Consider the following 14,979-nt stretch of genomic DNA (forward strand, 5'->3'; position numbering starts at 1 on the left):
AGGTGTCGCAGGTTCGAATCCTGTCTTCCCGATTCGATTTATTGACTAAGATACTTAAGTGAGTATCTTTTTTTGGCTCTTTGTCAATTGTAGTGGATTACCAAAAAGTCATATCCTAGAGAGGATCAAATTGGTTCTCCCCATTTTGATATTCAAAGCGATGAGGATTCTAGTTTTGAAGTTATCAAAGTTTCGAAAGCCAAAGATATTGCGTTTGATGAGTTTAATGAGATGATTGGTTGCTTCTAATTTGGCGATGGAATAAGGTAATTGAAGGGTGTTAATGATTTTCTCTTTGTTCTTTAGAAAGGTTTGAAAGACAGCCTGAAAGCGAGGGTGGACCATCTTGAGATTATTTTCAATGAGTTCGAAAAATTTTTCTGTCTCCTTATTCTGAAAGTGAAAAAGCAAGTGCTAATAGAAATTATAGTGTTTCTTTAGGTCTGGTGATAAAAGCGTTTATCGCTTAGCTTCCGACTATCTTGTTGGACGAATTTCTAGCAGCGCTTGATGGTTCTATATTCATGAGATTTTCGGTCAAATTAATTCATGATTTGCACGCGAATACGACTCATAGTACGGCCAAGATGTTGGAGTAAAACAGTCCAGTGGACTGTTTTAGCCTGAGTTTAGAAAATATAATAACGAAGGGTGAAAGCGATCTAAAACGATTTTAGCACATAGAAAAAGCTGTTTAGCCAAGTCATAATAAGGACTAAACATATCCATAGTAATGATTTTCACCTGACAACGAACAGCACGATTGTAGCGCAGAAAATGACTTCTTATGATAGCTTGTGTTCTGCCTTCAAGAACAGTGATGATATTAAGCCTGTCAAAGTCTTGCACAATGAAACTTATCTTCATCTCCCGATTGAAACAGTCACTCCCCTGACTGTTTCAACATCCCAGGATATAATCTCAGAAAGATGAGAAAAATCATGCTTAAACCGGAAGTCATTGAGCTTGCGAATGACAGTTGAAGTTGAAATGGTCAGCTGATGAGCAATATCGGTCATAGAAGTCTTTTGAAAATCATATTTCTCCATTTGGTTTCTGTGATTAGGACAAGATCGGGCTTCATAATCCAGTTTAGCGATGATTTCCTTGTGTGTATCTCTATTAACAACATCTATAATTTGGATATTAGGGTCTTTAATGTCTAGTAATTTTGTGATAAAATGTAAGGGTTCCATATGATTCTTTCTAATGATGGTTTGGTCGCTTTTCATTATAGATTATATGGGACTTTTTTTCTACAACAAAAGAGGCTCCATAATATTCATAGGGGATTGATCCACTACAAATATTATAGAGCCTGCAAACAACACCCCATTGGCTAGAGGAGTCTTCTGACCATGGGGTGTTTTTCTATAGGAGGGCTAGGTTATACTCTTCGAAAATCTCTTTAAACCACGTCAGCTTCGCTTTGCCGTAGGTATATGATACTGAACTCTGTCAGTTCTATCCACAACCTCAAAACAGTGTTTTGAGCAGCCTGCGGCTAGCTTCCTAGTTTACTCTTTGATTTTCATTGAGTATTAGTTCTTTTTCTTGTTTTTCATCAACCATCCAAATCCGAGAAGGGCAAGGATGCTGAATCCAGCAAGGGCAAGAAGGGATTTGTTCTCAGTTCCTGTGTTTGGAAGGACTTTCTGAGAAAGAGCCTCTGCAGCAGTTTCTTGAATTTCAGGATTTGTTGCTAGGTTTTGGGCTTGGCTCGGTTCTTGTTCAATTTCCAAGCTAGAAAGATCAAATTCTGGCTTTTCTTCCACAGCTGGGGAAACGATGGCACCACCTTGAGACAAGCGGAGAACAACGGCGGTGAGAGCGTTCAATTTCAAGCCTTTTTCAGTCCATTCGAGACCTTGAGGTTTAGCGATTCCTACTGGTCCTGCTTGATTTTCATCTGCCAGGACTTCAGCCTTTCTCAAGTGAGCAAAGGCAGTTCCTAAGTTGAATTCACGAGCCTTATCATCTGCATTGACAAAGACAGCGTAGATATCACCGTTTGGAGCAGTGATTTGGTAGCCAATCACTACATCCTCTTTTTCAACGCCATTTTGTCCTGGGACTGTAATGAGCTGGACGCGCTCTTTGATGTCTTGCAGACTCTTGAGTCGGAAAGCATCTGTAGATTGACGAAGAGCGATCAGACCTTTCATGTAGTCACGACTCTTGACATTTTCAGGGAAAGTTTTACCATCTGTAGCCTTAGTCCAGTCAAACTTGTTGACAGCATCACTAGAGTCGTAAGAGTCATGGATAAAGTAAGGATATACAAATGGCTTGCCGTCCTTATCACGCAACAAGTGAGACTTGTTTGGAACCTTATCGTCTGGAACAGGAGTCTTGTAGGCTGGATCAAGGAATTGTTTGGTACGTCCATATTCCTGACCAGAGTGGATAAATGGTGTTCCTTGAGCAGTCAAGACCATGAGGTTTCCAAGTCGCAAACGACGATGAATCTCAGCATAGTTCTCAGCTTTACTAGGGTCTTTTTTGATAGACTGAGCGATGATATCAAAGAGGGTCAAATTATCATGGGCTGCGATATACTGGATAACATCTCCAGGACTGTCTGCTTCAAAGTTAGTTGGTTGAGCAATCAGATTTTTGAAGATGGTATTGATATCGCGTTTTCCACCTGTGATAAAGGCAGGTTGACCTTCGTTTGGATAGCCAGACTTGAGGTTGTTACGGATATCGTCTGAAAAGACTGCAACAGTATCTGTTTTCTTCATCCAAGACTGATCAGCAGGTTGTACAGGCATATTTTCATCACCAGCATAGGTTTTCCAACCTTCACCTAGCATGATCAGATTTGGATTGAGGGCGCGTGCAGCCTTGTAAGCTTCTTCGATCGAAGCCGCATCGTGGTCTCCCATCATATCGAAACGGAAGCCATCCACTTTGTAAGTTTCAACCAAATACTTGATAGAGTCTACCAAGACACGTTTAGACATGTAGTGGGTTGTTCCTAAACGACCGCCTCCAAAGCTAGTACGTGGAGTTCCGTCTGCGTCCATAAAGTGGTAGTAGTTTGGCTCAATATCTTCAAAAATATCAACATTGGCAGTATGGTTGTAGACCACGTCCAAGATAGCTCCCATCCCACGTTTATGGATTTCGTTTATGAGATTTTTGAATTCGGCGATACGTTTTTCTGAATCCTTGGGATTGCTAGAGTACATACCAGTCAAGGAGAAGTAGTTTTGAGGGTCATATCCCCAGTTGTAGTTGCTGTTGCTTGAAGCATAGGCAGACAAGCGTTCTTTGTTCTTCAATTCATTGACAAAGTAGTAAGACAAGACTGGAAGGAGCTGGATGTGGGTCACACCCAAGTCTTTGAGATAGTCTAATTTTTCGATAAAGGCTTCAAAGGTACCAAATGGTTTGGTCAAGTCTTTTGCGATGGCAGGATCTGAGGTGAAATCCCGAACGTGGGCTTCATAGATGACAGCATCTTCGCGCGATTTGAAGTTACGAATCTTACCGTAGGTCAAGTCTTGTGGGCCTAGTTTGGATGGATCGACAAAGGCGGCTTTAGCTACCTTATGAGCTGCATCTGTTTTTGCTAGATCACTGTTCCAAGCTGCTAGCGATTTGGCATAAGGGTCAAGAACGAGAACGGTTTTACCTTGGCGCTCGATTTGGTAGTGGTAGTAGTAGCCAGTGTAGTTGCTGATACCTAGACCAGAGTTTGCGTCCAAAGTTTGTTTCCAGGTTCCTTTTTCTCCTTTTTCAAGAGCGACAGTTCCGACCACTTTTTCAGGGTCTTTCTTGTCATAGACGACAACTGAAACCTTATCAGCACTTGGAGACCAGAGGGTAAGGTCGACACGCTTGCCATCTTCTTTTAGGGTTGCGCCGAGAGGGCCATCGTAACTGTAGGTCTCATCCTTGAGGCGCCAGCTTGAACGTGTGGTAAAACGGTCTGAATTGTAGCTGACAGTGTAAGGGTGTTGGGTATCAGAGAAGTCGCCAATGTAGGTCACTTTCTTACCAGCTTCATCTACTTCCACGTCTGTGATGGCTACTTTATTCCCTTGATGATCAGTGATGCTGGAGTGTTTAAGAATGTCTTCTTTCTTGGCTCCGACTAGGGTAGAAAAGCTGCTTTCGATACGAGATTTAGCTACGTGTTGAGCACCAGTCATGCGGATGTCGTGCACGTAATAGGGGTTGGTGTAGATGGTTTCGTCATCATCTTTGAGGAAGATTTGACTGTGATTTTTTAGATCTGTGAATTTATAATCTTCTTTTCTGATTTTCACATCATCGCCTTTCTTGCTTTCGTCTAGTAATAAAAATCCGAATTCTCTTGCAGCTTCATTGAGTGGGATATCAATGTAACGACCATATTTTCCAGTTGCGGTAAAGTCAGTACCGTCAGGCCATTCTCCACTGCTTGGTTTTTTGACATCGCCCCAATACCAAAGAGATTTTTTGTCATAGTTGCCATCGGTGCGGTAGTAGTTGACACGGACAGTTCCCGCTGGCTGAGGACGGTAGTTGTATACCTTGTAGTTTTCATCTAGCCAAGCCTCATTCATTTTTGGAGAAAGGCGCTCTACTGAACGGTCTCCAGTAAGGTTATCTCCTTTGGTGTTGTTTATGAGGAAGCTGATCTTCTTGGCTTGATCATTCTTGAGTTTGACGTCCAGGTAATAGCCATAGTCATCTTGCTTGGCATCCTTGAAGGACTTGGCTCCATTTGGCCAGTTTTCAGATGGCTTTTCAACATCGTCCCAAGTCCAAAGACCTTGAGAATCCTTGTTTTCTTCAGGGAGTTTTTTTACATGGATGCGGAAGTAGTTGTCTTCGATTGGTTCTTCGGAAGATGTGTCAGCTTGTGGTTTTTGTTCAGAACTTAGTGTGGAAGTGCTAGTATCTACTTTCTCTTCCTTGCTGTTAGGTTGGCTTGTAGTAGCGTCTTCTTTTTTAGGTGTTTCAGCAGCTAGAACAGCGTTTGTTGTTGGGTTTTCCTTTTTAGCGCCAAGGGAAGCGTTTGCATTATTTTGCTCATAAACTGGACTTTGTTCTTGTGTTTGACTTGCTTCAGTTTCGGTAGGAGCCTTGGTCACAGCACTAGTATTTTCCTGAGTTTGAGGAAGGTTTTCATTAGCTGAAATAGTTGGCATTGTAGCAGAAAGCAAGACAATGCTGGCACCGATAAGGACAGAACCAGTTCCATTTTTCAAGGAACGGATACCATAAACCATTTTTTTCTCAGTTCGAGATGGGTTCTTTTTCATTACAATTCTCCTTGTGTAGTTATTCCTTATCAGTATAGCATGAGGTAAACATTTGTGCAAGCGTTTTCCTAATTTTTGAAAAAAAATATGATACTTAATTATCTTGAAAATTAAACCATTTTATAGGAAAAGATTGTTTGAAAAATGGTAAAAAAACCTTGAAAAATCTTGCCCAATAAGGTATAATAAGAATAATCATTTGTCGTAGGTTTTGTCTGAAATATTGTCCAGACAAGACTCACAGCAGTTAAATCTCCTGAAAAAGTCGGATTTAGCTGCTCTTTTTGTGCTTTTTTTCGGTTTTTTGTGTCTTTGTAACGAAGATTTAAAGATTCTGAAAATTCATCAGAAGGACGTGGTGATAGGGTTTTTACAACCATTTGACGATAATCAATAGCCTGATTGATAAGGCTTGGAACTTTATTTACAAAGGAGAATCATCTTGGCAGGACATGACGTTCAATACGGGAAACATCGTACCCGTCGTAGTTTTTCAAGAATCAAAGAAGTTCTTGACTTACCAAATTTGATTGAAATTCAAACGGATTCATTCAAAGCTTTCCTAGACCACGGTCTGAAGGAAGTGTTTGAAGATGTATTGCCAATTTCAAACTTCACAGACACAATGGAGTTGGAATTTGTTGGCTATGAGATCAAGGAACCCAAATACACGCTAGAAGAAGCTCGTATCCACGATGCTAGCTACTCAGCACCAATTTTTGTAACCTTCCGCTTGATCAACAAGGAAACTGGCGAAATCAAGACCCAAGAAGTCTTCTTTGGTGATTTCCCAATCATGACAGAGATGGGCACCTTCATCATCAACGGTGGTGAACGTATTATCGTATCTCAGTTGGTCCGCTCACCAGGTGTTTACTTTAATGACAAGGTAGATAAAAACGGAAAAGTGGGCTACGGCTCAACTGTCATCCCTAACCGTGGAGCTTGGTTGGAACTTGAAAGCGACTCAAAAGATATCGCCTACACTCGTATCGACCGTACTCGTAAGATTCCATTTACGACCTTGGTTCGTGCTCTCGGTTTCTCAGGTGATGATGAAATCTTTGATATCTTTGGTGACAGCGAATTGGTTCGCAATACCGTTGAAAAAGATATTCACAAGAATCCAATGGACTCTCGTACAGACGAAGCCTTGAAAGAAATCTACGAACGCCTTCGTCCAGGTGAACCTAAGACTGCTGAAAGCTCACGTAGCTTGCTTGTGGCTCGTTTCTTTGATCCACGTCGATACGATTTGGCAGCCGTTGGTCGCTACAAAATCAATAAAAAACTCAACATCAAAACACGCTTGCTCAACCAAACCATCGCTGAGCCATTGGTAGATCCAGAAACTGGTGAAATCTTGGTAGAAGCTGGAACCGTTATGACTCGTAGCGTGATTGAAAGCATCGAGCACCACTTGGATGGCGACTTGAACAAGATCGTTTATATTCCAAACGATGCAGCTGTTTTGACAGAACCGGTTGTCCTTCAAAAATTCAAGGTTGTTGCGCCAACGGATCCAGACCGTGTTGTAACCATCATCGGAAATGCCAATCCAGACGACAAGGTTCGTGTTGTAACTCCTGCAGATATCCTTGCAGAGATGAGCTACTTCCTTAATTTGGCAGAGGGTATCGGACGTGTGGATGATATTGACCACCTTGGGAACCGTCGTATCCGTGCAGTTGGTGAATTGCTTGCCAATCAAGTACGTCTTGGACTTTCTCGTATGGAACGTAATGTCCGTGAACGTATGTCTGTTCAAGATAACGAAGTCTTGACACCACAACAAATCATTAATATCCGTCCTGTAACAGCTGCAGTCAAAGAATTCTTTGGTTCATCACAGTTGTCACAGTTCATGGACCAACACAACCCACTTTCTGAGTTGTCTCATAAACGCCGTTTGTCAGCCTTAGGACCTGGTGGCTTGACTCGTGACCGTGCTGGATATGAGGTACGTGACGTGCACTACACTCACTATGGTCGTATGTGCCCAATCGAGACACCTGAAGGACCTAACATCGGTTTGATCAATAACTTGTCATCTTACGGACACTTGAACAAGTATGGTTTTGTTCAAACACCATACCGTAAGGTTGACCGTGAAACAGGTGTTGTTACCAACGAGATCGTTTGGTTGACAGCCGATGAAGAAGATGAATATACTGTAGCACAGGCCAACTCTCGCCTCAACGAAGATGGTACTTTTGCTGAGAAGGTTGTCATGGGACGTCACCAAGGGGTCAACCAAGAATATCCAGCAGAAGTGGTTGACTACATGGACGTGTCACCAAAACAGGTAGTTGCCGTTGCGACCGCATGTATTCCTTTCTTGGAAAACGATGACTCCAACCGTGCCCTCATGGGTGCTAACATGCAACGTCAGGCTGTGCCATTGATTGATCCAAAAGCACCTTACGTTGGTACTGGTATGGAATACCAAGCAGCTCATGATTCGGGAGCGGCTGTGATTGCTCAGTATAGTGGTAAAGTTACTTACGCAGATGCTGACAAGGTAGAAGTTCGTCGTGAAGATGGTTCATTGGATGTTTACCACATCCAAAAATTCCGTCGTTCAAACTCAGGTACTGCCTACAACCAACGTACACTTGTTAAAGTTGGCGATGTCGTTGAAAAAGGCGACTTTATCGCGGATGGACCTTCTATGGAAAAAGGGGAAATGGCGCTTGGACAAAACCCAATCGTTGCCTACATGACTTGGGAAGGTTACAACTTCGAGGATGCCGTTATCATGAGTGAACGTTTGGTCAAAGACGATGTCTACACATCTGTCCACCTCGAAGAATACGAATCAGAAACGCGTGATACAAAGCTTGGGCCTGAAGAAATTACTCGTGAAATTCCAAACGTTGGTGAAGATGCCCTTAAAGACCTTGACGAGATGGGAATTATCCGTATCGGTGCTGAGGTTAAAGAAGGTGATATCCTTGTAGGTAAAGTAACACCTAAGGGTGAAAAAGACCTTTCAGCTGAAGAACGTCTCTTGCACGCTATCTTCGGTGACAAATCTCGTGAAGTTCGTGACACTTCTCTTCGTGTACCACACGGTGCCGATGGTGTCGTTCGTGATGTTAAAATCTTTACACGTGCAAATGGAGATGAGTTGCAATCAGGTGTTAACATGCTGGTTCGCGTCTACATCGCTCAAAAACGTAAGATCAAGGTCGGAGATAAGATGGCCGGACGTCACGGAAACAAAGGGGTTGTCTCTCGTATCGTTCCTGTAGAAGACATGCCTTATCTTCCAGACGGAACTCCAGTCGATATCATGTTGAACCCACTTGGGGTGCCATCACGTATGAATATCGGTCAGGTTATGGAACTCCACCTTGGGATGGCAGCCCGTACTCTTGGTATCCATATCGCAACACCAGTCTTTGACGGAGCAAGTTCGGAAGACCTTTGGGACACTGTTAAAGAAGCAGGTATGGACAGCGATGCTAAGACAATCCTTTACGATGGACGTACTGGTGAGCCGTTTGACAACCGTGTATCAGTTGGTGTCATGTACATGATCAAACTCCACCACATGGTTGATGACAAATTGCACGCGCGTTCAGTCGGACCATACTCAACCGTTACCCAACAACCACTCGGAGGTAAAGCTCAGTTTGGTGGACAACGTTTCGGTGAGATGGAGGTTTGGGCTCTTGAAGCCTACGGTGCGTCAAATGTCCTTCAAGAAATCTTGACTTACAAGTCTGACGATATCAACGGACGTTTGAAAGCCTATGAAGCTATTACAAAAGGAAAACCAATTCCAAAACCAGGTGTTCCAGAATCCTTCCGAGTTCTTGTCAAAGAATTGCAATCTCTTGGTCTTGACATGCGTGTCCTTGACGAAGATGACCAAGAAGTGGAACTTCGCGACTTGGATGAAGGAATGGACGAAGATGTCATCCACGTAGATGACCTTGAAAAAGCCCGCGAAAAAGCAGCCCAAGAGGCTAAAGCAGCCTTTGAAGCTGAAGAAGCTGAGAAAGCAACAAAAGCGGAAGCAACAGAAGAAGCTGCTGAACAAGAATAAGCAGTTCACTTAAAATAGAAAGGGAAGAAATAGTGGTTGATGTAAATCGTTTTAAAAGTATGCAAATCACCCTAGCTTCTCCAAGCAAAGTCCGTTCATGGTCTTATGGAGAAGTCAAAAAACCTGAAACAATCAATTACCGTACCTTGAAACCAGAACGTGAAGGACTCTTTGACGAAGTGATCTTTGGTCCTACAAAAGACTGGGAATGTGCTTGTGGTAAGTACAAACGCATTCGCTACAGAGGGATTGTTTGTGACCGCTGTGGGGTTGAAGTAACGCGTACGAAAGTTCGTCGTGAGCGTATGGGGCACATCGAGTTGAAGGCTCCTGTATCTCACATCTGGTATTTCAAGGGGATTCCAAGTCGTATGGGCTTGACCCTTGATATGAGCCCTCGTGCCCTCGAGGAAGTTATCTACTTTGCGGCTTATGTGGTGATTGATCCGAAGGATACACCGCTTGAGCACAAGTCTATCATGACAGAGCGCGAATACCGTGAGCGCTTGCGTGAGTATGGTTATGGATCATTCGTTGCCAAGATGGGTGCCGAAGCTATCCAAGACCTCTTGAAACAAGTAGATCTTGAAAAAGAAATTGCGGAACTCAAAGAAGAGTTGAAAACAGCTACTGGACAAAAACGTGTCAAAGCTATCCGTCGTTTGGATGTCTTGGATGCCTTTTACAAGTCTGGAAACAAACCTGAATGGATGATTCTCAACATCCTTCCGGTTATTCCACCAGATCTTCGTCCAATGTTGCAGTTGGATGGTGGCCGTTTTGCCTCATCTGACTTGAACGACCTTTACCGTCGTGTTATCAACCGTAACAACCGTTTGGCTCGTTTGCTTGAGTTGAATGCACCTGGTATCATCGTTCAAAATGAGAAGCGTATGCTTCAAGAAGCGGTTGACGCTTTGATTGACAATGGTCGTCGTGGTCGTCCGATCACAGGTCCAGGTAGCCGTCCACTTAAATCTTTGAGCCATATGCTCAAAGGGAAACAAGGTCGCTTCCGTCAAAACTTGCTTGGTAAACGTGTTGACTTCTCAGGGCGTTCCGTTATCGCCGTTGGTCCAACTCTTAAGATGTACCAATGTGGTGTGCCACGTGAAATGGCGATCGAGCTCTTTAAACCATTTGTTATGCGTGAAATTGTCGCTCGTGACATCGTGCAAAACGTGAAAGCGGCTAAACGCTTGGTAGAACGCGGAGATGAACGTATCTGGGATATCCTCGAAGAAGTTATTAAAGAACACCCAGTTCTTTTGAACCGCGCACCTACCCTTCACCGTTTGGGGATCCAAGCCTTCGAGCCAGTCTTGATTGACGGTAAGGCCCTTCGCTTGCACCCGCTTGTCTGTGAAGCCTACAATGCCGACTTTGACGGGGACCAAATGGCCATCCACGTACCACTTTCAGAAGAAGCCCAAGCAGAAGCTCGTATCTTGATGCTAGCTGCTGAACACATCTTGAACCCGAAAGATGGTAAACCAGTTGTTACTCCATCTCAGGACATGGTTTTGGGTAACTACTACTTGACCATGGAAGAAGCTGGTCGCGAAGGTGAAGGAATGGTCTTTAAGGACCGTGACGAAGCAGTTATGGCTTATCGCAATGGCTATGTTCACCTCCATTCACGTGTAGGTATCGCAACAGACAGCCTCAACAAACCATGGACAGAAGAGCAAAAACACAAGGTCTTGCTGACAACGGTTGGTAAAATCCTCTTCAACGATATCATGCCAGAGGGTCTACCTTACTTGCAAGAACCAACAAATGCTAACTTAACAGAAGGTGTTCCAGCTAAGTACTTCTTGCCACTAGGTGGTGATATCAAGGAAGCTATTCGCAACCTTGAACTCAATCCTCCATTCAAGAAGAAAAATCTTGGGAATATCATCGCTGAAATCTTCAAACGTTTCCGTACGACAGAAACTTCTGCCCTACTTGACCGCATGAAGAACCTCGGATACCACCACTCAACTCTTGCAGGTTTGACAGTGGGTATTGCCGATATCCCAGTCGTTGAAGACAAGGCTGAAATCATCGAAGAATCACACAAACGTGTAGAACAAATCACCAAACAATTCCGTCGTGGTATGATCACAGACGACGAGCGCTACAACGCTGTTACAGCTGAATGGCGTGCAGCCCGTGAAAAATTAGAGAAACGTTTGGTTGCCAACCAAGATCCTAAGAACCCAATCGTTATGATGATGGACTCTGGAGCCCGTGGTAACATCTCAAACTTCTCACAGCTTGCCGGTATGCGTGGTCTGATGGCCGCTCCGAACGGACGTATCATGGAATTGCCAATCCTTTCAAACTTCCGCGAAGGTCTGTCAGTACTCGAAATGTTCTTCTCAACTCACGGTGCCCGTAAAGGTATGACCGATACGGCCCTTAAGACAGCCGACTCAGGTTATTTGACTCGTCGTTTGGTTGACGTTGCCCAAGACGTTATCATCCGTGAGGACGACTGTGGAACAGACCGTGGTCTCTTGATCCGTTCTATCGCAGAAGGAAAAGAGATGATCGAGTCTCTCGAAGAACGTCTCAATGGTCGTTATACTAAGAAAACTGTTAAACATCCAGAAACTGGTGCAGTGATCATTGGTCCAAATGAGTTGATTACAGAAGACAAGGCGCGTGAAATTGTCGATGCTGGTGTGGAAGAAGTTACTATCCGTTCCGTATTTACATGTAACACTCGTCATGGTGTCTGCCGTCACTGTTATGGTATCAACTTGGCGACTGGTGATGCGGTTGAAGTTGGTGAAGCAGTTGGTACAATCGCTGCCCAATCTATCGGGGAACCTGGTACACAGCTTACCATGCGTACCTTCCACACGGGTGGGGTTGCCTCAAATACCGATATCACTCAGGGTCTTCCTCGTGTCCAAGAAATCTTTGAAGCCCGCAATCCGAAAGGGGAAGCGGTTATCACTGAAGTCAAGGGTGAGGTTACAGCCATCGAAGAAGACGCATCAACTCGTACTAAGAAAGTCTTTGTTAAGGGTGAAACTGGCGAAGGCGAATACGTGGTGCCATTTACAGCCCGTATGCGTGTCGAAGTTGGAGACCAAGTCTCTCGCGGTGTAGCTCTTACAGAAGGTTCTATCCAACCGAAACGTCTCCTTGCTGTTCGTGATGTCTTGTCAGTTGAAACCTACCTTCTCGGTGAAGTACAAAAAGTTTACCGTAGCCAAGGGGTAGAAATCGGTGACAAACACATCGAGGTGATGGTTCGTCAAATGATCCGTAAAGTTCGTGTCATGGATCCAGGTGACACAGACCTTCTCATGGGTACTCTCATGGATATCAACGACTTTACAGACGCTAACAAAGATGTCCTTATCGCAGGTGGAGTTCCAGCGACAGGTCGCCCAGTTCTTATGGGAATTACCAAAGCTTCACTTGAAACCAACAGTTTCTTGTCAGCGGCTTCCTTCCAGGAAACAACTCGTGTTCTTACAGACGCAGCTATCCGTGGTAAGAAAGACCATCTCCTTGGACTCAAGGAAAATGTTATCATCGGTAAGATCATCCCAGCAGGTACTGGTATGGCTCGCTACCGTAACCTTGAACCACAAGCAATCAACGAAGCAGCCTATCTGGCTCCAGAACAAGAAGAGACAGAAAATGCTCCAGTAGAGGAAGCTGTGGAAATCCAAGTTGAAGAAACAGTAGAATAAAAAGTAAATAAGAGAGCCTTCGGGTTCTCTTTTTTTTTTACTCTTCTGTCTATTGGGGTTAGGTGAGCACGACGCAGTATCTCTCAAATCGCTTTAACCATTTTTTATAGTTCATTTTCAAAAAGTAAAAAATATCGGATAGGAGTCTGTCAGAACTTAAAAATAATCTTCACCAATAATTTTCCATTTTTGTCAGTTGAGCGTTTAAATAGGACACTTGAGAAGAGGGGAGGGATTTTATCTTTCTTGCAGAGTATAATCATGTATACGAAGGGAGAACTGAAAATGATAAAATCAATTCGCATCTTATTGTTACTAGCTTTGCTCCAGATTAGTCTGAGTAGCTGCTTGCTGTGGAAGGGAACCATCTTAACCTTAAAGCAATCAAGCGCTTATTTTCTAGTGTTTATCGTATTGGCATCAGGTCTGTGCGCGGGGATGAATTTCTTTTATACTCGAGATCAGGATGTTCATAGCATTATAAACAGTCAGAAAAAAGTGAAACTATTTTATAGTACCTTGTTGTTCTTAAACCTAGCAGGTGTCTGTCTGGTGTTGTCGGAGACTATTTTAACACAGACGGCTTTTCAGCAAGAACTGGTAGATCTTTTCTTGCCCTCCTTCTTTTTCTTGTTTGGCATTGATTTACTTGTCTTTTTGCCGTTTGAAAAATACAGCCGAGATTTGGGAGCAACTCTCAATAAGAAAAAAACAGTTGTCCTGACAGTTCTGGCAACCTTGCTGTTCTTGAGAAATCCAATGACAGTTTTATCCATTGTTTTTTATGTTGGTTTGGGATTCATTTTTGCTCGGTTTTTATTTCCAAAATCCATGAGAAGAGAATTTTCTTTTTACGGTCATGTGATCCGAGATATTTTACTTGTTAGCGCCATGTGTATATTCTTTTAAAAATACTTTTCTATCAATAAAAATCTCTTATTTTACCAAAGTTGTTATAGTAAGTTTGTAAAGAAAATTTACATAAAAGAAAACTTTTTGGTATAATAGTAGCATGTACACAAAAAATGAAGAAGAGCTGATCAATCTAGGAGAACGCCTAGGAACCTTGCTCCAAAAAAACGATGTTTTGATCCTGTCTGGAGAACTGGGCGCTGGTAAAACAACCTTTACCAAGGGTCTTGCCAAGGGCTTGGATATTCGTCAGATGATCAAAAGTCCAACTTATACTATCGTGAGAGAGTATGAGGGTCGCCTTCCGCTCTACCATTTGGATGTCTATCGGATTGAGGGGGATGCTGATTCGATTGACTTGGATGAGTTTCTCTTTGGTGGTGGTGTGACCGTTATCGAGTGGGGACATCTTTTGGGTGAGGATTTACCAGATTCCTACTTGGAGTTGGAAATTTTGAAAGAAGCTGACGGTCGTTGCCTCTATTTTTCCGCTCAAGGACCTCGTGCTGAGCAATTGATTAAGGAGCTTCAAGATGGAGTATGAACTTTGTATTCGTGAGGCTGAAGCTCATGATGCAGCTGCTTTGATTGCATTCTTGGATTTAGTTGGACAGGAGACAGATTTCACCAGTCTGGATGAAAATGGTATCCTGATGACAGAATCTGAAATGGCGCTTTTTATTGAAAAGCAAGCGACTTCAGATAACCAAATCACTCTCCTAGCCCTCCTGAATGATGAAATTGCAGGTGTTTTGAACATCACGGCAGAGCAGCGTATACGGATTCGCCACATTGGAGATATCTTTTTGGTCATCCAAAGGAAGTTTTGGAATCATGGCTTAGGAAGCATACTCCTTGAAGAGGGAATTGAGTGGGCCAAAACCAGTGGAGTTCTGCGTCGTTTGCAGCTTAGTGTACAAAAGCGCAACGAGGCAGCTATCCACCTCTATTCAAAACTTGGATTTGTTACAGAAGGCTTACAAGAAAGAGGAGCCTATTTAAAAGAAGGGATATTTTTAGACGTTTGCCTGATGGGTAGACTGATAGATAAATGATA

General features: G+C 43.3%; 7 protein-coding genes and 1 pseudogene. 5 read left to right on the plus strand and 3 right to left on the minus strand.

Annotated features, from left to right (window positions below; all coding sequences use genetic code 11):
* Positions 1-108: 108 nt before the first annotated feature.
* The 3 genes and pseudogenes from HMPREF9184_RS09390 to HMPREF9184_RS01700 all read right to left on the minus strand — a co-directional run bounded on the left by HMPREF9184_RS09390 (position 109) and on the right by HMPREF9184_RS01700 (position 5,638).
* Positions 109-1,196: pseudogene (locus HMPREF9184_RS09390) on the minus strand (transposase).
* Positions 1,197-1,541: 345 nt separating this feature from the next.
* The gene (locus tag HMPREF9184_RS01695; RefSeq protein ID WP_000740044.1) at positions 1,542-5,258 is read right to left on the minus strand and encodes a pullulanase; all 3,717 of its coding nucleotides are present in this window, start codon (positions 5,256-5,258) and stop codon (positions 1,542-1,544) included.
* 110 nt (positions 5,259-5,368) lie between these two features.
* Positions 5,369-5,638, minus strand: a complete 270-nt coding sequence (locus tag HMPREF9184_RS01700) for a hypothetical protein (protein WP_000260597.1) — start codon at positions 5,636-5,638, stop codon at positions 5,369-5,371.
* Between the two features lie 62 nt (positions 5,639-5,700).
* Between HMPREF9184_RS01700 and rpoB the strand changes: the two genes are divergently transcribed.
* From rpoB to HMPREF9184_RS01725, 5 genes are all read left to right on the plus strand, one after another.
* Entirely contained in the window at positions 5,701-9,312 is a 3,612-nt protein-coding gene (rpoB, locus tag HMPREF9184_RS01705; RefSeq protein ID WP_000907126.1) for a DNA-directed RNA polymerase subunit beta, read from the plus strand.
* A gap of 32 nt (positions 9,313-9,344) precedes the next feature.
* Positions 9,345-13,010 carry a DNA-directed RNA polymerase subunit beta' gene (gene rpoC / locus HMPREF9184_RS01710; RefSeq protein WP_000228748.1) on the plus strand — a complete coding sequence of 1,222 codons (3,666 nt, stop codon included), beginning with the start codon at positions 9,345-9,347 and terminating at the stop codon, positions 13,008-13,010.
* Positions 13,011-13,295: 285 nt separating this feature from the next.
* Complete coding sequence (locus HMPREF9184_RS01715) at positions 13,296-13,919, plus strand: hypothetical protein (protein ID WP_083822903.1); 624 nt, start codon at positions 13,296-13,298, stop codon at positions 13,917-13,919.
* Between the two features lie 103 nt (positions 13,920-14,022).
* Positions 14,023-14,466 carry a tRNA (adenosine(37)-N6)-threonylcarbamoyltransferase complex ATPase subunit type 1 TsaE gene (gene tsaE, locus HMPREF9184_RS01720; RefSeq protein ID WP_000288224.1) on the plus strand — a complete coding sequence of 148 codons (444 nt, stop codon included), beginning with the start codon at positions 14,023-14,025 and terminating at the stop codon, positions 14,464-14,466.
* Positions 14,456-14,977 carry a GNAT family N-acetyltransferase gene (locus HMPREF9184_RS01725; protein ID WP_000455506.1) on the plus strand — a complete coding sequence of 174 codons (522 nt, stop codon included), beginning with the start codon at positions 14,456-14,458 and terminating at the stop codon, positions 14,975-14,977. The genes tsaE and HMPREF9184_RS01725 overlap by 11 nt, the downstream gene beginning before the upstream one ends.
* Positions 14,978-14,979 lie beyond the last annotated feature (2 nt).

This window comes from Streptococcus sp. oral taxon 058 str. F0407 (assembly GCF_000235485.1).
Lineage (GTDB): Bacteria > Bacillota > Bacilli > Lactobacillales > Streptococcaceae > Streptococcus.

Bases quoted from the DNA above. Each gene is read 5' to 3' on its own strand.
- HMPREF9184_RS01695 (WP_000740044.1), bottom strand. From the start codon at position 5,258: ATGAAAAAGAACCCATCTCGAACTGAGAAAAAAATGGTTTATGGTATC.
- HMPREF9184_RS01700 (WP_000260597.1), bottom strand. From the start codon at position 5,638: ATGGTTGTAAAAACCCTATCACCACGTCCTTCTGATGAATTTTCAGAA.
- HMPREF9184_RS01715 (WP_083822903.1), top strand. From the start codon at position 13,296: ATGATAAAATCAATTCGCATCTTATTGTTACTAGCTTTGCTCCAGATT.
- tsaE (WP_000288224.1), top strand. From the start codon at position 14,023: ATGTACACAAAAAATGAAGAAGAGCTGATCAATCTAGGAGAACGCCTA.
- HMPREF9184_RS01725 (WP_000455506.1), top strand. From the start codon at position 14,456: ATGGAGTATGAACTTTGTATTCGTGAGGCTGAAGCTCATGATGCAGCT.